Origin of the sequence: Micromonospora sp. CPCC 206060, assembly GCF_036906895.1 — a bacterium.
In the GTDB taxonomy this organism is placed as follows: domain Bacteria; phylum Actinomycetota; class Actinomycetes; order Mycobacteriales; family Micromonosporaceae; genus Micromonospora.
Genome location: NZ_JBAKHU010000047.1, coordinates 18,049 through 37,990, shown reverse-complemented (window position 1 = coordinate 37,990; position 19,942 = coordinate 18,049). Strand labels below are relative to the sequence as shown.

Annotated in this window: 15 protein-coding genes; 8 read left to right on the top strand and 7 right to left on the bottom strand. The window is 72.6% G+C overall.

Annotated elements, in window-relative coordinates; genetic code table 11:
* Positions 1-32 precede the first annotated feature (32 nt).
* The 4 genes from V6U90_RS24170 (at position 33) to V6U90_RS24155 (ending at position 4,011) form a co-directional block, all read left to right on the top strand.
* Positions 33-863, top strand: coding sequence for a fumarylacetoacetate hydrolase family protein (locus V6U90_RS24170; RefSeq protein ID WP_442933665.1), 831 nt, complete (start codon positions 33-35; stop codon positions 861-863).
* The gene (locus tag V6U90_RS24165) at positions 860-1,801 is read left to right on the top strand and encodes a GNAT family N-acetyltransferase (protein WP_334440948.1); all 942 of its coding nucleotides are present in this window, start codon (positions 860-862) and stop codon (positions 1,799-1,801) included. Before V6U90_RS24170 ends, V6U90_RS24165 begins: the two co-directional genes overlap by 4 nt.
* Positions 1,798-2,676, top strand: a complete 879-nt coding sequence (locus V6U90_RS24160) for an SMP-30/gluconolactonase/LRE family protein (RefSeq protein ID WP_334440947.1) — start codon at positions 1,798-1,800, stop codon at positions 2,674-2,676. Before V6U90_RS24165 ends, V6U90_RS24160 begins: the two co-directional genes overlap by 4 nt.
* 276 nt (positions 2,677-2,952) lie before the next feature.
* The gene (locus V6U90_RS24155) at positions 2,953-4,011 is read left to right on the top strand and encodes an LLM class flavin-dependent oxidoreductase (protein WP_334440945.1); all 1,059 of its coding nucleotides are present in this window, start codon (positions 2,953-2,955) and stop codon (positions 4,009-4,011) included.
* A 63-nt stretch (positions 4,012-4,074) separates the two neighbouring features.
* Here the strand turns inward: V6U90_RS24155 and rpmG are convergent, their stop codons facing one another.
* Both rpmG and rpmB read right to left on the bottom strand, forming a co-directional pair.
* Complete coding sequence (rpmG, locus tag V6U90_RS24150; protein WP_334440943.1) at positions 4,075-4,242, bottom strand: 50S ribosomal protein L33; 168 nt, start codon at positions 4,240-4,242, stop codon at positions 4,075-4,077.
* Positions 4,243-4,443: a 50S ribosomal protein L28 gene (rpmB, locus tag V6U90_RS24145; protein WP_334440974.1), complete on the bottom strand. Its 201-nt coding sequence runs from the start codon at positions 4,441-4,443 to the stop codon at positions 4,243-4,245. It abuts the gene before it with no gap.
* A 92-nt stretch (positions 4,444-4,535) separates the two neighbouring features.
* On the opposite strand from rpmB, the gene V6U90_RS24140 reads away from it, so the two are divergent.
* Positions 4,536-5,825 (top strand): CobW family GTP-binding protein, encoded by a 1,290-nt coding sequence (locus V6U90_RS24140; protein WP_442933664.1) that lies wholly within the window; start codon positions 4,536-4,538, stop codon positions 5,823-5,825.
* A 12-nt stretch (positions 5,826-5,837) separates the two neighbouring features.
* Here the strand turns inward: V6U90_RS24140 and V6U90_RS24135 are convergent, their stop codons facing one another.
* Positions 5,838-6,050 carry a DUF2087 domain-containing protein gene (locus V6U90_RS24135; protein WP_334440939.1) on the bottom strand — a complete coding sequence of 71 codons (213 nt, stop codon included), beginning with the start codon at positions 6,048-6,050 and terminating at the stop codon, positions 5,838-5,840.
* Between the two features lie 85 nt (positions 6,051-6,135).
* Between V6U90_RS24135 and pgi the strand changes: the two genes are divergently transcribed.
* On the top strand, positions 6,136-7,770 hold the full coding sequence (gene pgi, locus V6U90_RS24130; RefSeq protein WP_334440937.1) for a glucose-6-phosphate isomerase: 1,635 nt from the start codon (positions 6,136-6,138) through the stop codon (positions 7,768-7,770).
* Positions 7,771-7,831: 61 nt separating this feature from the next.
* Here pgi and V6U90_RS24125 read toward each other — a convergent pair whose 3' ends face one another.
* The 4 genes from V6U90_RS24125 to V6U90_RS24110 all read right to left on the bottom strand — a co-directional run bounded on the left by V6U90_RS24125 (position 7,832) and on the right by V6U90_RS24110 (position 12,610).
* Positions 7,832-8,314, bottom strand: a complete 483-nt coding sequence (locus V6U90_RS24125; protein ID WP_334440972.1) for an anthrone oxygenase family protein — start codon at positions 8,312-8,314, stop codon at positions 7,832-7,834.
* Between the two features lie 174 nt (positions 8,315-8,488).
* Entirely contained in the window at positions 8,489-9,448 is a 960-nt protein-coding gene (coaA, locus tag V6U90_RS24120; RefSeq protein ID WP_334440936.1) for a type I pantothenate kinase, read from the bottom strand.
* Positions 9,449-9,769: 321 nt separating this feature from the next.
* On the bottom strand, positions 9,770-11,179 hold the full coding sequence (locus V6U90_RS24115; protein WP_334440935.1) for a condensation domain-containing protein: 1,410 nt from the start codon (positions 11,177-11,179) through the stop codon (positions 9,770-9,772).
* A 21-nt stretch (positions 11,180-11,200) separates the two neighbouring features.
* Positions 11,201-12,610 (bottom strand): condensation domain-containing protein, encoded by a 1,410-nt coding sequence (locus V6U90_RS24110; RefSeq protein ID WP_334440932.1) that lies wholly within the window; start codon positions 12,608-12,610, stop codon positions 11,201-11,203.
* Positions 12,611-12,751: 141 nt separating this feature from the next.
* Between V6U90_RS24110 and V6U90_RS24105 the strand changes: the two genes are divergently transcribed.
* Positions 12,752-18,427, top strand: a complete 5,676-nt coding sequence (locus V6U90_RS24105) for a non-ribosomal peptide synthetase/MFS transporter (RefSeq protein ID WP_334440930.1) — start codon at positions 12,752-12,754, stop codon at positions 18,425-18,427.
* Positions 18,424-19,941, top strand: coding sequence for a class I adenylate-forming enzyme family protein (locus V6U90_RS24100; RefSeq protein ID WP_334440927.1), 1,518 nt, complete (start codon positions 18,424-18,426; stop codon positions 19,939-19,941). The genes V6U90_RS24105 and V6U90_RS24100 overlap by 4 nt, the downstream gene beginning before the upstream one ends.
* Position 19,942 lies beyond the last annotated feature (1 nt).

Sequence of the window (19,942 nt, the reverse complement as noted above, 5' to 3'; positions counted from 1 at the left end):
CCTGACACATCGGGAGACACACCATGAGGTTCATGCGGATCGGACCGGTCGGCGCGGAGCGGCCGGTGCTGTTCGACGGCACCGGCCACTTCGACCTGAGCGGGGTGACCGCCGACATCGACGGGGCGTTCCTCGCCGCCGACCCGGTCGCTCGGGTACGCGCGGCCGGCCCGCTGCCGCGCATCGACGTCACCGGGCAGCGGGTCGGGGCGCCGATCGCCCGACCGGGCGCGGTGCTCTGCATCGGGCAGAACTACGCCGCGCACGCCGCCGAGTCCGGCGCCGAGCCACCCGCCGAGCCGATCCTGTTCTTCAAGTCCCCGAACACGGTCGTCGGTCCGCACGACGACGTGCTCGTCCCGCGCGGCTCGACGAAAACCGACTGGGAGGTGGAGCTGGCCGTGGTGATCGGCACCCGGGCCCGCTACCTGGAGTCCCCGGCCGAGGCGCTGGCCCACGTGGCCGGGTACGCGGTCACCAACGACGTCTCGGAACGCGACTTCCAGTTCGCCGATCCGGGTGGCCAGTGGGGCAAGGGCAAGTCCTGCGAGACGTTCAACCCGCTCGGACCGTGGCTGGTCACCCCGGACGAGGTGGGTGACCCCCAGCAGCTCCGGCTGCGCTCCTGGATCAACGACGAGCCCCGGCAGGACTCGTCCACCGCCGACATGATCTTCGACGTGGCGTACCTGATCTGGCACCTGTCCCGATACCTGGTGCTCGAACCGGGCGACGTGGTCAACACCGGCACGCCGCAGGGGGTGGCACTGTCCGGCCGGTTCCCGTACCTCACCGCCGGGGACACCATGAGCGTCGCCATCGACCGGCTCGGTCAGCAGCGCAACCGGCTCGCCCCGGCATGACCGACGGCGTCATCCACCGGCCGGCCACGGCCGCGGACGTACCGTCGCTGCTGGCCACCTGGGCCGAGTCGTTCGACGGGGCGGACGTCGGCCTGCTCTGGGCCCGGGATCCGGGCCGGCTGCCGCGCACCTTCGTGGCGGTACGGGACACGGAGGTGCTCGCCGCCGTCTACTACCTGCCCCGGCGGGTACGCGACGCCGCCGGGCACATCGACCTGGTGGGTGGGGTGGCCAACGTGGCCACCCGCCCGTCGGCCCGGGGGCGGGGCCATGTGCGGCGCCTGCTCGAACTGGCCGGCACGGCGATGGCCGCCGACGGCTGTGCCTGGTCGCTGCTGTTCACCGGAACCCCCGAGGTGTACCGCAGCAGTGGTTTCCAACCGTTCACCCTCGGCTACCGCAGTGGTCGACCGGTCCGGCCGGCGGCACCGGCCGTGCCGGGCTGGTCGGTGCGGCCCGCCCCGCTGGCCGACTGGCCGGAGATCGCCCCGGTGCACCGGGCCTTCAACGCCCGTCGCCCGCTGAGCACCGTCCGCACCGCCGACGACTGGGGGCGCCGGGTGCCGTTCTGGTACGCGCCACCGGCGGAACTGCTGGTCGCGCGGCGGCACGGCCAGGTGGGCGGGTACCTGGTGACCCAGCGGTCGGGCGACCGGCTGCGGGTCGTGGAGGTGGCGGTCTGGCCCGGTCAGGAGGACGCCCTGGCCGCCCTGTTCAGCACCGTGGCGGCCCGGGCCGAGGCGGCCGGGGTGCCGCGGATCGAGGCCCGGCTACCCGCCGACCCGGCGATCGAGCTGGCCCTGCCCTGCCTGCTGACCGACCCGGTGGCCGAGACCGACGCCACCGGCATGGTCCGGCCGGTACGCGCCTCCGCCGAGCACCTGACGGCGCTGCTCACCGCGCCCGGCGCCTTCCACTGGCCGGGTGACTACCTGTGAGCCGTCCCGTGCGGGGTGGCGGCAACGACGTCGAGCAGGTCACCCCGGTGGTCGCCGGGCACGGCGAGGGGCCGGTGTGGTGCCCGGCCGAGCAACGGCTGTGCTGGGTGGACCTGCTCGCCGGGGACCTGCTCTCCTACGATCCGGTAACCGGCGGCATCGGCCGCCGGCACGTCGCGGACGTGCTGGCCGCGCTGCGCCCGAGGGCGGGCGGCGGGTTGGTCGCCGCCGTCGGGCGGGGGTTCGCGCTGCTCACCGACGACACGGTGGAGCTGCTGCCGGAGGTCTGGTCGGACCCGTCGGTACGGATGAACGACGGCGGCTGCGATCCCCTCGGCCGGTTCTGGTGCGGCTCGATGGCGTACGACGCGGCACCCGGCCGGGGGGCGCTCTACCGGCTCGACCCGGACCGCTCGGTGCACACCGTCCTGACCGGGGTGACCGTCTCCAACGGGCTCGCCTGGACCCGGGACGGTCGGACCGCCTACTACGTCGACTCGGCCACCCGGCGGGTGGATGCGTTCTGCTTCGACCCGACCAGTGGGGAGCTGGCCGACCGGCGGCCGGTGGTGACCGTGCCGCCGGAGGCGGGACTCCCCGACGGGCTCTGCGTGGACGCCGACGGCGGGATCTGGGTGGCGCTCTGGGACGGTGGTGCGGTGCGCCGGTACACCCCGGACGGTCGGCTCTCGGCGGTGGTGGAGCTGCCGGTGGCCCGCCCGACCGCCTGCACCTTCGGCGGCCCCGGGTACGCCGACCTGTACGTCACCACCTCCCGGCAGGGACTACCGGCCGACGACCCGGCACCGGCGGGCGCCCTGTTCCGGGTCCGGCCCGGGGTGACCGGCTTCGCCCCACTGCCCTTCGCCGGTTGACCCGACCCGCACAGCCGGCACGATCCGCACGGCCGGCACGCCCGGCACGCCCGGCACGGCCGGCACGCCCCGCCGCGCCGCGACCTGCTGCGGTTTTCAGGATGTCGGGGCATCCGGACGGCTCGGACACCCCGACATCCTGAAAACCGCGGCGGGCTATGCCCGGACGCGGCCGATGGCAGAGTGGCCGGTTGACCACAGGGCAGGCACATGGTCTGCTCGACAGGTAGCCATAATGACAATCGTTACTGTCCCTGCGGGTAGCCGGGGAGGACCATGGCGTCGACCGTCGACCACCGGGACCCCCGGCGACCGGGCGGGCAGCCGGTCGAGGCCCACCTGTTCCTGCTCGCCGGGCAGCACCCCGGGGCGAGCGCCGCGCAGGCGCTGGCCGACGCGCACACGTACGGGCTTGCCGCCGAGGCCGCCGGGTACGCGGGCGTGTGGATGGCCGAACACCACTTCATCCGGTACGGGGCCTGCCCGTCGGCGGTCGCCTTCGCCGGACACCTGCTCGGCGCGACCCGCCGGATCACGGTCGGCACCGCCGCCTGCATCCTGTCCAACCGGCATCCGGTCGCGTTGGCGGAGGAGGCAGCCCTGCTCGACGAACTGTCCGGCGGGCGGTTCCGCCTCGGGATCGCCCGGGGCGGGCCCTGGGTCGACCTGGAGGTGTTCGGCACCGGCCTGGCCCGCTACGCGGAGGGCTTCGCCGACGCGGTCGACCTGCTGGCGTCGTGGCTGTCCGGGGCGCCGGTCGTTGCCGGCAACGCCGCCTTCCCGTTCCGGCCGGTCCACGTCGTACCCCGACCGCGCCGGCCGGTACCGGTGTGGATCGCCGCCACCTCGGCACCGACCGTGGACCTCGCCGCCCGGCACGGCTTCCCGCTGCTGCTGGGCATGCACGCCACCCTGGCCGAGAAGGCGGCGCTGCTGGAACGGTACGCCGAGGTGGCGGCGGCGCACGGGCACGATCCCGGCGCCGTCGACCACGCCAGCGCGCACCTGGCGTACCTGGCCGACGACGACGCGACGGCCGCGCAGACGGTCCGTCCCGGACTGTCCGGCCTGTTGGCGGGTACCGACGACTACGTCCGGCTCGACGGGTCCACCGGATCCGCCCACCGGCGGGACCGGTACGTCGCACACCTGCTCGACCTGCACCCGGTCGGTGGGGTCGACCGGTGCCGGGACCGGATCCGCGCCGCAGCGGAGTTGCCCGGGGTCCGGCATCTGCTGCTGATGGTGGAGGCCGCCGGTGGCCGCGAACGGACGGTGGCGAATATCCACCGGTTCGCCCGCGACGTGCTCGACCTGACCCCGACCCCGACCTGACCCGGCCAGCGATCCAGGCTGACCCGGCCGCGATCCGGGCCGCGCCGGCCAGCGGACCTGACGTCAGCGTTCCTCGCGGAAGTCGACGTGCCGGCGGACCAGCGGGTCGTACTTACCCAGCACCAGTCGGTCGGGGTCGTTGCGGCGGTTCTTGCGGGTGACGTACGGGTAGCCGGTGCCGGCGGTGCTGCGGAGCCTGACCATCGGTCGGACATCGGTCTGGCGGGCCATCTAGCGCTTCACCCCCCGGGCGCGCAGTTCAGCGACGACCTTCTCGATCCCCTTGCGGTCGACCGTCTTGAGCGCCTTCGCGGTGAGGGTGAGGGTCACCCAGCGCCGCTCGGACGGCAGCCAGTAGCGGTGCTGCTGGAGGTTGAGGTTCCACCGGCGGCGGGTGCGCCGGTGGGAGTGGGACACCGCGCACCGAAGCATGGCCAGCGGGTCGACCGACACCCCACCCGACCGCCGACACCGGCAGCAGCTTGCCATACAATGAAAATCGTTTTCAACAAGACGAGAGGACCGTGATGCCGTCCCCACCCGCACCACGCGACGCCACGACCACGTCCACCGACAACCGTCCGGCGCTGACCGTTCTCAGCGGGTTCTGGCCGGCCGCGACGTTCGCCACCGCCCGGGCCCTGCTCGCGGCGGACCCGTCCCTGCTGCTCATCCGGCACGACCTGACCGGCATCCGGGCCGGCATGGTCCGCCGCGTCGTCCGCACCGGTAGCGGCATCGTCGAGGACGAACAGGTCACCCTGGTCCACGGCTGCGTCTCCTGCACCCTGCGCGAGGACGTGCTGCCCACCCTGGCCCGACTCGCCCGCACCGGCCGCGACCTGCTCCTCCTGCTCCCCGACGTGGTCGAGCCGGAGGCCGTCGCCGCCGCCTGCGCCCACTGCCTCGTCGGTGGCACACCGCTCACCGACCTGCTCCGCGTCGACTCCTACCTCACCGTCGTCGACGCCGAACACCTGCTCGACGGCCTGACCAGCACCGACGACCTTCGGACCCTCGGCATCCAGGCCGCCGACGACGACCACCGCGGCCTCGCCGACGTCATCGCCCGCCAGATCGAGTACGCCGACACGGTCGTCCTGTGGGGACGGCACCCCGACGGCCCGTACGACACCGACCGCCTCGCCGTCCTGCTCCACCGGATGGCCCCCTGGGCCGCCCACTTCCGCCTCGACGGCGACCTCGTCGACGCCCACGACCTCACCCGCCGGCTACGGCACACCCACCGGCACCGCCCGGAGACCCCCAGCGTCCTCAACCGGGGCCTGCAGGGCCACGCCCTCGGCCTACACGAGCCGCAACCCGACCAAGGCGTGGTCTCCGCCGTGTTCCGGGCCCGCCGGCCGTTCCACCCCGCCCGGTTGCACGACGTCCTTGAGGAGGTCAACGCCGAGATCATCCGCTCCCGAGGGCACATCTGGCTCGCCAGCCAACCCGACACCGTGATCGGCTGGGAGTTCGCGGGCGGCGGTCTCGCCCTGGCCGGACTCGGCCCCTGGCTGACCGCCCTACCCGACGTACGGTGGACACACGTCGACAACCAGCGCCGGCTCGCCGCCGCCCTCGACTGGGATCCCTACTACGGCGACCGCCACCAGCACCTTGTCCTCATCGGTCTGGACACCGACCCGGTCGACCTGCACCGTACCCTCACCGGCTGCCTGCTCACCGACGCCGAACTCGCCGACGGCGAGGACACCTGGCGCACCTGGCCCGACCCCTTCGCCGGCTGTTTCCCCCTCGACCCGCCCCGGCACGCCGACAGCGACGTCGCACCGTCCCGTACGGGTTGAGTCAGCCCACCGTCAGCCGAGCCCCATGGCCGTGACGTAGCGCTCGGCAGGGCCCGGTTGCGGGGTCGACGCCAGGCTCGCCCAGTAGACGCCGTTCGCCCGGAACAGCAACCGCGCCTCGACCAGGTACCGGCGGACCGTGACGTGGTCCACCTCCCCGTCCGTGCACCACATCCGCAACCGGTCGTCGACCGTCGCCCGGGCAGATCTGAGGGTGCCCGTCACGGGGCCGGCAGCGCAGTGGCAGGCTGAACGGATCACCAACGACGGTGCAGTGCCGGGAAGAACCACAAGAAACAGGAGCGTCCGGATGGTCACGGATGTCACCACCACCGCCGAGTGGCAGGCCCTGCGGGAGCACGCCGAGAAGATGCGGGGTACCCACCTGCGGGAGCTGTTCGCCGCCGACCCGCAGCGCGGGGAGCGGCTCGCCGGGCAGGCGGCCGACCTGTACGTCGACTACAGCAAGAACCTCGTGACAGACGAGACCGTCACGCTGCTCACCGCGCTCGCCCGGCGGGTACGGCTGACCGAGCGGATCGCTGCCATGTGCTCCGGCGTACACATCAACGCCACCGAGGACCGGGCGGTGCTGCACACCGCGCTGCGCCTGCCCCGGGACGCCGCGCTCGTGGTGGACGGTCAGGACGTGGTGGCCGATGTGCACACCGTGCTGGACCGGATGGCCGCGTTCGCCGACCGGGTGCGCTCCGGCCAGTGGCAGGGGCACACCGGGGAACGGATCCGCACCGTGGTCAACATCGGTATCGGCGGCTCCGACCTCGGGCCGGTGATGGCGTACGAGGCGTTGAAGGCGTACCGCGACGCCGGTCTCACCTGCCGGTTCGTGTCGAACGTCGATCCCACGGACATCCACGACAAGATCCACGACCTCGACCCGGCCAGCACCCTGTTCGTGGTGGTCTCCAAGACCTTCTCCACCCAGGAGACCCTGGCCAACGCGCGGGAGGCGCGGCGCTGGCTGCTGGCCGGGCTGGGCGGTGACGAGGGGGCGGTCGCCCGGCACTTCGTCGCGGTGAGCACCAACCGGCAGCGGGTGCAGGACTTCGGCATCGACCCGGAGAACATGTTCGGGTTCTGGGACTGGGTGGGCGGCCGGTACTCGCTCCCCTCGGCGGTGGGCCTGTCGGTGATGCTGGCCATCGGGGCGGAACGGTTCGGCGAGATGCTGGCCGGCTACCACGCCATGGACGAGCACTTCCGGATTACGCCGGTCGAGCGGAACATCCCGGCTCTGCTCGGCCTGCTGAACGTTTGGTACACCACCTTCCTCGACGCGCCGACCCACGCGGTACTGCCGTACTCGCAGTACCTGCACCGGTTCCCGGCGTACCTGCAGCAGTTGACCATGGAGAGCAACGGCAAGTCGGTGACCGTCGGCGGGGCACCGGTGACGTACCGGACCGGGGAGATCTTCTGGGGCGAGCCCGGCACCAACGGTCAACACGCCTTCTACCAGCTCATGCACCAGGGAACCGCGCTGATCCCGGCCGACTTCATCGCGTTCAGCGAGCCCAACCACGATATCGGCGACATGCACGACCTGTTCATGTCGAACTTCTTCGCGCAGACCGCGGCGCTGGCCTTCGGCCGTACCCGGGAGGAGGTGGCAGCCGAGGGGACCGCTGCGGGGCTGGTGCCGCACAAGGTCATGCCGGGCAACCACCCGACCACGTCCATCGTCGCGCCCCGGCTCACGCCGGCCACCTTCGGACAGTTGGTGGCCCTCTACGAGCACATCGTCTTCACCGAGGGCGCCATCTGGGACATCAACCCGTTCGACCAGTGGGGTGTGGAGCTGGGCAAGGTGATGGCCAACCAGTTCGCCCCGCTGCTCACCGGCACCGACGTCGACCTCGGTGCGGTGGACTCCTCCACCGCGGCACTGATCGCGCGGTACCGCCGGCAACGGAACCGGGACTGACCGGGTGGGCGCGGCGCACCGGGCTCACCCGGTGCGCCGCGCCCGTTCCGGACGGCGCCCGTCACGCCGCGTGCCGGACCAGGGCCCAGGCCAGGCAGCCGAGCCCGGCGGTGGCCGCCCCGGCCCGGACGACGTTCCAGGTGACCCACCGGGACTCGAAGGCCCGGCGGACGGCGGTGACGTCCCGGACGAGATCCGGTGGCCCGGCCTGGTCCAGCCGGTTGTTGAGCGGGACGTTGACCGCTGCGGTGACCCCGAACACGACCAGGTAGAACAGCAGCGCGGCGCCGACGAACGGCAGCACCCGGTGCTCGTCGCCGAGCCAGCTCAGCAGGGTGGCGGCCCCCAGCGTGACCGGGGCACCGAGGAAACAGCCGAGGAACCAGCCGTTCAGGATCGCCCGGTTGATCTGCTGCATCGCGTCCACGAAGGTGCGGTCCCCGGCCCGGCGCAGGCCCGGCATCACCGCGAAGGCGAAGCCGGCGAAGAGACCGGCCATGAGTCCGGTGGTGACCGTGGCCGCCAGCAGTGCGATGGTGAGCATGAGTTCCACGTGGAGCCCCTCCCGGATCGTCCGCACCGGCCCCCGTGGCGCGGGCGGTCGCTGCCGGGTCAGGCCGGCTCAGGCCCGGGTCGCAGGTCCGTGCGGCGCCTGACCGGTCTCCGGATCATAGGGGTGTCCGACCATCGGGCCGCAACAATTCGACCGGGCCCGGCATCACACCCGCCGCAGCCGGATCCGATGCACGAGATGACCGTCGTCCTTCTGCAGGATCAGCCGGGCGCGACCACGGGTCGGCAGAATGTTCTGCTCCAGATTCGGCTGGTTGATCTCGTCCCAGATCCGTCCGGCCGTCTCGGTCGCTTCGGCCAGGCTCAACGTCGCATACCGGTGGAAGTAGGACTGCGGCTCCCGGAAGGCGGTGTCGACCAGTGCCAGGAAACGTTCGATGTACCAGCGTCGGATGCTCTCCTGATCGGCATCGAGGTAGATGGTGAAGTCGAGGAAGTCCGACACCAGGACGGTCGGGGCGGACGCCCGTCGGCGGGCACCGTGCTGCAGGACGTTGAGGCCCTCGACAATGAGAATGTCCGGCAGGTCCACGGTTTGCACGGCCCCGGGGACCAGATCGTAGGTGAGGTGCGAGTAGACCGGTGCCGACACCCACCGTTCGCCGGACCGGACCCGGGTGAGAAACCGGACCAGCGCCTCCAGGTCGTAACTCTCCGGAAAACCCTTACGCTTCATCAGTCCCCTGCGTTGCAGTTCCGCGTTCGGCAGGAGGAACCCGTCGGTGGTAATCAGATCGACGGTCGGACGGTGTGGCAGCCGGGCCAACAGCGCGCGGAGCAGACGGGCGACGGTGCTCTTACCGACGCCGACGCTGCCGGCGATGCCGATGACGTAGGGAACCCGAACCGGCTCACGGCCGAGGAAGGCGGTGGTGACCTGCCGGACATCCGCGGTGGCGGACAGGTACAGGCTGATCAGCCGCCGCAGTGGCAGGTACACCTGCTCGACCTCGTCGGTGGACAGCACGTCACCCAGACCCCGCAAATCCCGTAGTTCAGCCTCTCGCAACGGCATCGGTGTGGACTGCCGCAGCTGCGCCCACTCCTCGCGCGAGAAGTCCTCGTAGGGGGACAGCCGCGACTCGGGCTTCTCATCACCTGTCACAGGACGGCAGCCTACGGTCCCCCGCCACCGGGCCCGTACCGCTACCTGGTCCGACAGCGTCGCGGTCGGCACCGTCACCCGGGCCCGCGCCGACGCTCTCCTGTGCGGCAGTTGTCTATCCGATCATCGGTCGGATGTCACGTACGCGCGTCGGCACGGGGGCATGTCATGCGCCCACGCCGTCCCGGAGCGGCCGGATGAATGCGCGATCCGCCCCACTGGCGACATGGCAGACAGCCCGGAATTGCCCTTTCGATTCGAATACCACGGTCGACGGGATCCGGGGCGGTGGAGGCGGCACCGTCGTGGGCGCTCACCGGGTCAGGTCGGCGACCACGGCCAGGGCACCGCCCGGAAGGCCGCCTCGACCAGCAGCGCCTCGACGGTACGCAGCAACCGCTCGGCCCGGTCCGCCGGCAGGTACCAGGTGTCCACGGTGATGACCAGCTCGACCGCGCCGGGGGCGTCGACGATCTGGATCCGGCACCGCCAGACGAACCCGTCCAGCTCCTCCAGCCAGCGGAACGTGGATCGGGCGGCAGCCGCCCGCAGCGTCGCCTCGTCCGGGCCGGTGTGGGCGCTGCCCGGCTCGTGCGGCAGCCGGATGTCGTTGAGGTAGCAGAACGGCGCGAGCATCCAATGCGAGTCGTGGCCGAGTTCGGCGAAGGCCACGGCCAGCGCGTCCGGGTCGTAGTAGGCGTGCCGGTAGGCGTCCAGGGCCGCCTGCTCGGCCCGGGGCAGCAGCGCGGCGAAGTCGGGCCGGTCGGCCAGGTCGATCCGGCAGATCCCGAACTGGTTGAGCTTGCTGACCGCGGTGTCGTACTGCGGCGGGAAGCGGTTGTTCGCCATCGTCACGATGCCGCAGACATCCTGCCCATCCATGGCGGTGGTGACGGCGGCGGTGGCCGCCAGCAGGACCGTGGAACTGCTCACCCCGTGCCGCGCGGCGATCAGCCGGACGGCGTCGTACCCGGCCGACGAGAACAGCGAGCCCCGACGGAATCGGGGGCCGGTCGGGGACCCGACCGGCTCGAAGAGGCCGACGGTGAAGGCCGGGAAGTGCCGGACCCAGTAGGCCACCGACCGGTCGGAGCGGCGTCGCTCGGTCTGCTGCTCCCGCTCGGCGACATCCAGCGACTGGAGACCCGGCGGGCCGGGTACCGATCCGCGCAGGACGAGCATCCGCAGGTCCCGCAGGACGGTCTCGGTGGCGTGGAAGTCCACGGTGGAGTGGCTGAACACCACGACGACCTGGCGTACCCGGCCGTCGACGGTGACCAGGGCGGCCCGGATCGGCCACTCGGTGGTGTGGTCGAAGCGTGGGTCGCCCAACTGCCAGGTCAGCAGCTCTGCGGCGGCCCGGCCGTCAGGGTCGGCCGGTACCTCCGCCACGGCGTGCACCCGTACCGGTAGCCGACCCCGGTCCGCCGCCTCCTGGCGCAGTTCCCCGTCGACCAGGCGGACCCGGGTCCGCAGTGACTCGTGCCGGCTGACCAGCGCCCCCAACGCCCGCAGCGCCCGGGGGACGTCGACGTCGGCCCGCGCCGAGACCGTCAGGACGCGCCGGAGGTTGACGAACGCCTGCGGGGACCGGAACAGATCGACGGTCAGCCACACCGCCCGCTGGCCCCAGGTGATCGGGCCGGACCGGGACCGCCCGCCCTGGAACTCCGCGTACGTCGGTTCCTCCTGCGCCGGATCGGTGGCCGGGGTCGACTGGGGAATGAGCACTGCTCATGTTATCCGCCGGGGTCAGGACGGGATCCGGTCGGTCGTCGACCACGGCCAGGGCACGTCCCGCAGGGCGGCGTCGACCAGCAACTCCTCCAAACCCCGCAGGATCGGCTCCACCGACTCCACCGGGATGTACCGGGTGTCCACAGTGAGGGTGACGCCCACCCCGCCCGGCTCGTCGACCAGGTGGGTCAGGAGGTGCCAGGATGCCTGCCTGAGTGGCGCGGTCCAGGAGAATTGACTCCGCGTCATTGCGGCACGCAGGTCGCGCTCCGTCACGTCGGGAATGGGGTCGGCGCCGCCGACCGCGAGCCGCACGTCGTTGAAATAGTAATGCGGCAGGAATGCCGTGCCGTAGTCGTAGCCCTCGTCCTCGAATTTCCGGCGCAGTGCCACCGGATCGTAATAGGCGTGCCGCAGACCATCCAGCGACGCCTGCCAGACCCGGTCCACGACAGCGGCGAAGCCCGGCCGGTCGGCCAGGTCCACCACGCAGAATCCGATCTGGCCGAGATTCGCCACGGCATTCGCGTACCCGCCGCGGAACCGGTTGTGCGCCATCGGGAACAGCCCGCAGACCTCCCGGTCGGACCGGGCGACGGCCGACGCGGTCATCCCGGCCAGCAGGACCGCGGAGACACTGACCCGCTGGCGCGCGGCGATCAGCCGGGCGGCCAGGTCGACGGCCGAGGAGACCAGCACGCCCCGGTGCAGGTGGGGGGTGAGACCCGGACCGACCGGGGTCAACGGCTGCGCCGGCAGCCGCCGGTACTCCCGTAGCCAGTAGTCGGCCGCCCGCTCCGACCGACGGCGGTCGGCCCCGTGCTGGAGCCGGGCCACGTCCACCGACTGCGGACCGGGCGGGGTGGTCGGCGCGCCGCGCAGCAGGATCAGCCGCAGGTCCCGCAGCACCACCTCGGCCGCGTGGGCGTCGACCGTGGAATGGCTGAACACCACGACGATCTGCCGTACCCGGTCACCGGCGAGCACCAGGGCCACCCGCAGCGGCCATTCCTCGGCGTGGTCGAACGCGACGGCGGCGAGTCGCTCGGCGACGGCCTGGGCCGCCCCGGCGTCGTCGGCGTCGGCCGGCACGACCAGCAGCGGCAACCGGCCGGCCACCGCGGTCTCCTGGTGCGGCTCACCGTCGACCGGGCGGACCCGGGTCCGCAGCGCGCCGTGCCGGCCCAGCAGGATGCCGACCGCCCGGGTGACGCCGGTCAGGTCGGCCGGAACCCGCTCGGACACCGCGACGGTACGCCGGAGGTTGAGGAAGGCGTGGTTGGATCCGGAGCGGGCCGCCGCCCGCCACATCACCTGCTGGGCCCAGGTCAGGGGTGCAGTCCCGGCCGGCTCACCCTGGAACTCCGCGTAGACGAGAGTTTCCGCCGCCCACTCGGCCGGCACCGCGGCATCAGCGAATCGCATTCCCGACCCTACGATTGGCCCGGGAAGACCCGGATCGAGCGTTCAGGTCCTCCACAGTGCACCGTTCAGTTGATCCAATGCGTCGTTTGCAGTGGGCAGACTACTGATTCCTGTCCGTCATCGGCGTGAGAAGGCACCCGCGTGACCAATGTTGACGTACCAACTCGGGCTGCCCCTACCCCACCTAAAGGGACTTTCCACCAAACTGATCGGGCACCGACGCTGTCCTTCGGTCAGGAACGGATCTGGTTCACCGAACAACTGACTCCCGGTACCGCCGCGTATATCGTCCATGCGACGTTGCGCCTGGGCGGCCCGTTGGATGTCGAATTGCTGCGTACGGCGGTCGACGCCACGGCGGACCGGCACGACAGTCTGCGCATGCGGTTCACCGAGAACGACCACGGCCAGCCGGAGGTGGCGGTGCTGCCCTCGGTGCGGGTACCGGTCACCGTCACCTCCGCGTCGGACGAGGCGGGGGCCGGCGACCTGGTCGCGCAGTCGGTGTGCACCCCGTTCGACCTCGGCACCGCTCCCCTGCTGCGGTTACTGGTCATCCGGCTGGCCGACGACGACCACATCCTGCACCTGGCCATGCACCACATCGTCAGCGACGGTTGGTCCCTGGACCTGCTGCTGGCCGAGATCGCCACGATCTACACCGCGCTCCGGGACGGTGGTCCGGTGCCGCCGGCACCCACCATCGGGTACCTCGACTACGCCGCCTGGCAGCGGGACCGGCTCGACGGACCGGCCACCGGGACCGGTTTCGACCACTGGACCAGGGCGCTGGCCGGGGTCCCCCCACTGGAACTGCCCACCGACCGGCCCCGACCCGCCGTGCAGTCGTACGCCGGTGACGTGCACCGGTTCACCCTCGACGCCGAACTGACCGCCGGCCTGCGCCGGCTCGGCCGGGCGCACCGGGCCACGCTCTACATGACGCTGCTCACCGGGCTGTCGGCGGTGCTGTTCCGGTACACCGGCCAGCGGGACTTCGCCATCGGCTCGCCGGTCGCCGGCCGGGTGGTCCCGAAGCTGGAGAACCTGATCGGCCTGTTCGTCAACACTCTCGCGCTGCGCGCCGACCTCTCCCCGGCCGATGCCACAGCCGACTCCTCCGGCACCGAACCCAGCTTCGGCGCGCTGCTGCGGCGGACCCGCAACACCGTGGTGCGGGCCCTGGCCCACCAGGAGATCCCGTTCGAGCGGCTGGTCAAGGAACTGAACGTGACCCGGGACGTGAGCCGGTCGCCGGTGTTCCAGGTGTTGTTCACCCTGCAGAACTACGCCCGCACCGGGGGCCGCTGGCCGGCCGACCTGACGACCGGGCGGTTCGGCACGGACGCCGCCGCCGCGCGTTTCGACCTGTCGCTCTACGTCAGTGAGACCGACGAGGACCTGCGCGGGATGCTGGTCTACAACACCGACCTGTTCGACGCGGCGACGGTCCGCCGGCTGGTCGGGAGCTTCGAGACGCTGCTCCGCGCGGCGGTGGCCCAGCCGGACCTGCCGATCGTCGACCTGCCCCTGATCGGGGCCGCCGAGCGGGACCGGGTGCTCGGCTTCGGCCGGCCCGACGGGCACGGCGACGGGGGGACCGACTGCCTCGGGGACGGAGCGACCGGCCGGGCCGGCGACGGGGACACCGTCAGCGCGCCGGTGACCGGTACGGCGACCACCCTCGCCGACCTCATCGACCCGTACGTCACCGCGACGCCCGACGCCCCGGCGGTGGTCTGCGGCCCGGACACGCTGAGCTACCGGGAGCTGGACCGGCGGGCCAACCGGCTGGCCCACTGGCTGCGCGCGCGGGGCGTCGGCCCCGATGCACTGGTCGGGGTGCTGCTGGAACAGTCGGTGGAACTCGCCGCCACGCTACTCGGCGTGCTCCGGGCCGGTGGGGCGTACCTGCCACTCGACCCGGAGCAGCCGCCGAACCGGCTGGCCACCATGCTCGCCGACGCCCGGCCGGTGGTGGTGCTGACCAGCTCCGACCTGCTCGACCGGTGGCCGCCCGGCAACCCAGCCGCCACCGGCGACCCGACGGCAACCGGTGACCCGCTAGCAAACGACGACTCGACGGCAACCGGTGACCCGACGGCAACCGGAGCCACCGCACCGACCTGCCTGGACCGGATCACCGACGACCTGGCCCGTTGCCCGGACACCGCCCCGGAGTCGGGCGCGACCGGCGCCCATCTCGCCTACGTCATCTACACCTCCGGGTCCACCGGTACCCCGAAGGGCGTGGCGGTGGCGCACCGGCAGGTGCTGTGCTACCTCGACGGGGTGGCGGCCCGGTTCGACGTGGTACCGGCCGGCCGGTACGCGCTGATGCAGTCGATGGCGTTCGACTTCAGCGTCACGATCTTCTACCTGGCCCTGGCCACCGGCGGTGTGGTGCACCTGGTGCCCCGCCGGGGCACCGGGGCCGACCTCGCCGCGGAACTGCGCACCCACCGGATCGAGTATCTGAAGATCACCCCGTCGCACCTGGCGGCGCTCGCCGTCGACGCCGGGCCGGGCGACCTCCTGCCGGCCCGGGCGCTGATCCTCGGCGGGGAGGCCTCCGACCTGGACCGGATCGTCCCGCTGGCGGCGGCCGGTCCGGCCCGGGTGTTCAACCACTACGGTCCCACCGAGGCGACCGTCGGGGTCGCCACCTACGAGGTGACGGCCGGCAGCGGGGCGACCGGTCCGGTACCGACCGGCCGGCCGTTGCCGTACGCCCGGGTGTACCTGCTCGACGAGCGGATGCGCCCGGTGCCGGTCGGCGTACCCGGGGAGGTCTACCTCGGTGGGGACCGGTTGGCCCGGGGTTACCTGAACCGGCCCGGGCTGACCGCCGAGCGCTTCGTACCCGACCCGTACGGCCCGCCCGGCGCCCGCCTCTACCGCACCGGTGACCTGGGCCGCTGGCGCGACGACGGGCAGTTGATGTTCCTCGGTCGCCGGGACCACCAGGTGAAGATCCGGGGCTACCGGGTGGAGCTGGGTGAGGTGGAGGCCGCCCTGCGGGACTGCCCCGGAGTGCACCAGGCGGCCGTGGTGCTGCGCGACGACCGGCTGGTGGCGTACCTGGAACCGGTGCCCGGGGCGGAGCTGCCGGAAGCCGCCGAGCTGCGCCGCCGACTCGCCGACCGGCTGCCCGACCACATGGTCCCGCACCGGTACGTCCGACTGGACCGGCTGCCGTTGCAACAGCACGGCAAGGTGGACCGGCAGGCGCTGCCGGAGCCGACCGACGACGGGCCGACCGGCGAACGGGTGCCGCCGGACGGGCCGGTGGAGACCCTGGTCGCCGGGATCTGGCAGGCCGTGCTCGGGGTGCCGGAGGTCGGCGCCACCGACGACTTCTTCGACCTCGGCGGCCACTCGCTGCTGGCCACCCAGGTGGTGGCCCGACTGCGCCGGGAACTACCGGCCGTGGACGGCATCGCCGCGCCGACGGTCACCGTGATGGACCTGTTCCGCCACCGGACGGTACGCGAACTGGCCGGCCAGCTCACCGGGGGCGACACCGGTCCGGGCGGGCTGCTGCACGAGCTGACCCCGCCGGTACCGGCCGCCACCCAGGTCGCCACCCTGGTCTGCGTTCCCTACGGCGGGGGCAGCGCGGTGGTCTACCAGCCGCTGGCCGACGCGCTGCCGGCCGGGTACCGGCTGCTGTCGGTGGCCGTACCCGGGCACGACATCGGGCTGGCGGACGAGCCGGCGCCCATCGGGGAGGTCGCCGGGGAGGTCGTCGCGGAGATCCTGGCCCGGGTGGAGGGGCCGCTGATCCTGTACGGGCACTGCGGCCCCGGTGGCGCGCTGGCGGTGGAGGTGGCCCGGCGGTTGGAGGCAGGCGGCCGGGAACTGGTCGCGGTCTACCTGGGTGCGGTGTTCCCGTTCGGCCGCCCGGCCGGCGGGGTCCTCGGGCCGCTGCTGCGGATGCGGCTGGCCGAACGGATCCGCAGCGACCGGATCTACCGGACCTGGTTGCAGGCGCAGGGCACGTCAATCGGTTCGCTGGCGCCGGACGAGGTGGCGTTCCTGATCCGGGCCATGCGGCACGACGCCCGGGTGTCCGAGGAGTACTTCACCGAGCTGATGCAGCAGCGGGTGACCCCGCTGCGGGCACCGGTCATCTCGGTGGTGGGTGAGCGCGACCGGAGCACCGACTACCACGACGAGCGCTTCCGGGAGTGGCACTTCCTCAGCGACCGCACCGCGCTCGCGGTGATCGACGAGGGCGGGCACTACTTCCTCAAGTACCGGGCCGGCGAACTGGCCGAAATCGTCACCGGCGTGCACCGGCGGATCGCCGGCCCGGCGGAGCAGGCCACCGACCGGCCGGACCTGGCAGCGGCCGGCCGTGACGGCGGGCCCGACCCGGCCTGGCAGGTGGCCGGGATCTCCGAGCGGCAGGCCGGACCGGCCCGGGTACCGGACACCCCGGCCCGGACGGCGCCGCAGCCCAGCATGCGCCGGTTCGGGCTGGTCGCGGCCGGTCAGATCGTGTCCAGCATGGGTACCGCACTGACCAACTTCGCGATCCCGCTCTGGATCTACCTGGAGACCGGGTCGCTGGCCCGGTTCGCGCTCTTCGCCGTGATCGGTCTGCTGCCCGGCCTGCTGGTGGCCCCGCTCGCCGGGGCGCTGATCGACCGGACCAGCCGGCGACGGGTGCTGCTGCTGGCCGGTACCGCCGCCGGTGGCGGCAACGCGGTGCTGGCCGGCCTGGTACTCACCGACCGGATCGAGGTCTGGCACATCTACCTGCTGATCGGCTGGCTGTCGGTGGCGCTCGCGTTCCAGCGGCTCGCCTTCGTCTCGGCGGTACCGCAGCTGGTGCCGAAGCGCTATCTGGGGCACGCCAACGGTCTGGCCCAGACCGCCACCGGGATCACCCAGTTCATGGTGCCGCTGATCGCGGTCGCCCTGCTGGAGGCCGTCGGACTGCACGGCATCCTACTCATCGACGTCGCGTCGTACCTGTTCGCGATCGGGGTACTGCTGGTCATCCGGTTCCCCCGGACGCTGGCCCTGCAACGGCGGGAGGGCATCGGCGAGGAGATCCTCGGCGGGCTGCGGTACTCGCTGCGGCGGCGGGAGTTCCGGGCGATGCTGACCTTCTTCGCCGCGCTGAACTTCTTCCTGTTCCCGGTGCTGTACCTGCTCTCGCCGCTGGTACTCGGCTTCGCCGACCTGGCCGAGGTGGCCCGGATCGCGCTCACCGGTGGCGTCGGCGCGGCCGTCGGTGGCCTGGTGATGCTGGTCTGGGGCGGGCCGGCCCGGTACCGGATGCGGGCGGTGCTGCTGGGCACCCTCGGCATCGCGGTCGCCTGCGTGCTGACCGGGCTGCGGCCCAGCCTGCTGGTGATCGGCGCCGGTGCGTTCGGCATGTACCTCGCGCTCGGCCTGGTCAACGGCGTCTACAACACGATCGTCCAGACCAAGGTGCCGCCCCGGTTCCACGGCCGGGTGTTCGCGCTCAACCAGATGGTGGCCTGGTCGACCATGCCGCTGGGCTGGGGGGTGATCGCCCCGTTCGCCTCGACGGTGGTCGAGCCGCTGCTGCTGCCCGGCGGCGCGCTGGCGCCGACCGTGGGCGCGGTGATCGGGGTCGGTCCGGGCCGGGGGATCGGCCTGCTCTACGTGGTGTTCGGGGTGGGGATCGCGCTGACCGCGCTGGTGTCCCTGCGGACCCGCGTGCTGGCCCGGTTCGACGACGAGGTACCCGACGCACCACCGGACGACCTGATCGGTATCGAGGCCCGCCGCGCCCGGACCGGCGCGGTCGGCACCCGCACGGAAGGTGACCTGAGGTGACCACGACGACGACCGGTGCCGCCGCCACCCGACCCGTCCTGCGGACCGTGCCCGACCTGTTGGACTGGCGCTGCGAGCTGCACCCGGACCGGGTGGCGGTCGAGGTGCACGGGGTAGCCGCGCTGACCTTCGCGGAGTGGTCGGCCGGCGCGAACCGGGTGGCCGCCGCCCTGCACCGGCGGGGTCTGCGGCACGGCGACCGGGTCGGGCTCGTCTTCGGCGCCCGGGACTGGACGCAGTTCGCCGTCGCGTACTGCGGGGTGCTGCGGGCGGGTGCGGTGGCCGTACCGCTGTCGGAACGGCTGGCCCCCGGGCAGTTGCAGCACGCGCTGACGCACTGCGCGGCCGGGGCCGTCCTGTACGGCGGCGACACGGAGGTACCGGCGACCCCGGCGGGGACGCCCGGGTGGCCGGTCGCCGACCTGCTCGCCGACCCCGGAACCGGGCCGGAGCTGCCGCCGGTACGCCCCGACGACCTGGCGCAGATCCTCTACACCTCCGGTACCACCGGCCGACCGAAGGGGGTCGGCGCCAGCCACGCCAATCTGACCGCCGGTGCCCCGAACCACCCCCGCCGGCTGGCGCTGGGTCACTCGCAGCGGTTCCTGCACGCCTTCGCCATCGGCACCAACGCCGGGCAGACCATGCTGTTCAACGCGCTCACCGCGAAGGCCGCCGCACTCACCCTGCCCCGGTTCACGCCGGTCCGGTTCGCCCGGCTGATCGAGGCACCGGGGACCGGGACGCTGTTCGTGGTCCCGTCGGTGGCGATCGAACTGCTCGACTCGGGGGCGCTGCGGGACCGGGACCTGTCCGGGGTACACCTGATCGGGTCGACCGCCGCGGCGCTGCCACCGGCGGTGGCCGCCCGGCTGGCCGAGGCCTTTCCGGCGGCCACGATCGTCAACTACTACACCTCGACCGAGGCGGCGCCGGCCCAGACCACGATGATCTACGACCCGGCGCGCCGGGACGCGGTGGGCCGGCCGGTGGGCGGGCAGCTCATGATCGCCGACGCCGACGGCAACCCGCTGCCGGCCGGGGCGACCGGTGACGTCTGGCTGCGCTCCCCGCACCCCCGGGCCTACTACCGGGACGAGGCGGCCAACCGGGCCACCTTCCGGGACGGGTGGGTCCGGATGGGTGACGTCGGACGGATCGACGCCGACGGCTACCTCTACCTGACCGACCGGCACCAGGACGTGATCAAGTCCGGCGCGTTCAAGATCTCGACGCTGGAGATCGAGGCGGCACTGCACGAGCACCCGCTGGTCGCCGAGGCGGCCGTGGTCGGCGTACCGCACCCGGTGCTCGGCTCGGCGGTGGCCGCCGCGGTGGTCCCCCGGCCGGAGGCGGCTCCCGAGGAGCTGTCCCTGGCCGCGCTGCGCGGCTTCCTCGCCGGCAGGCTGACCGACTACCAGCTCCCGGCCCGGGTGCTGCTGCTGGAGCAACTCCCCCGCAACGAGGGCGGCAAGGTGCTCAAGCGGCAACTCGTCAGCCGGTTCGACAACTGAT

Coding starts and splice junctions, on each gene's coding strand:
- V6U90_RS24170 (WP_442933665.1), top strand. CDS start 33: ATGCGGATCGGACCGGTCGGCGCGGAGCGGCCGGTGCTGTTCGACGGC.
- V6U90_RS24165 (WP_334440948.1), top strand. CDS start 860: ATGACCGACGGCGTCATCCACCGGCCGGCCACGGCCGCGGACGTACCG.
- V6U90_RS24155 (WP_334440945.1), top strand. CDS start 2,953: ATGGCGTCGACCGTCGACCACCGGGACCCCCGGCGACCGGGCGGGCAG.
- rpmG (WP_334440943.1), bottom strand. CDS start 4,242: ATGGCCCGCCAGACCGATGTCCGACCGATGGTCAGGCTCCGCAGCACC.
- rpmB (WP_334440974.1), bottom strand. CDS start 4,443: ATGCTTCGGTGCGCGGTGTCCCACTCCCACCGGCGCACCCGCCGCCGG.
- pgi (WP_334440937.1), top strand. CDS start 6,136: ATGGTCACGGATGTCACCACCACCGCCGAGTGGCAGGCCCTGCGGGAG.
- V6U90_RS24125 (WP_334440972.1), bottom strand. CDS start 8,314: ATGCTCACCATCGCACTGCTGGCGGCCACGGTCACCACCGGACTCATG.
- V6U90_RS24110 (WP_334440932.1), bottom strand. CDS start 12,610: ATGCGATTCGCTGATGCCGCGGTGCCGGCCGAGTGGGCGGCGGAAACT.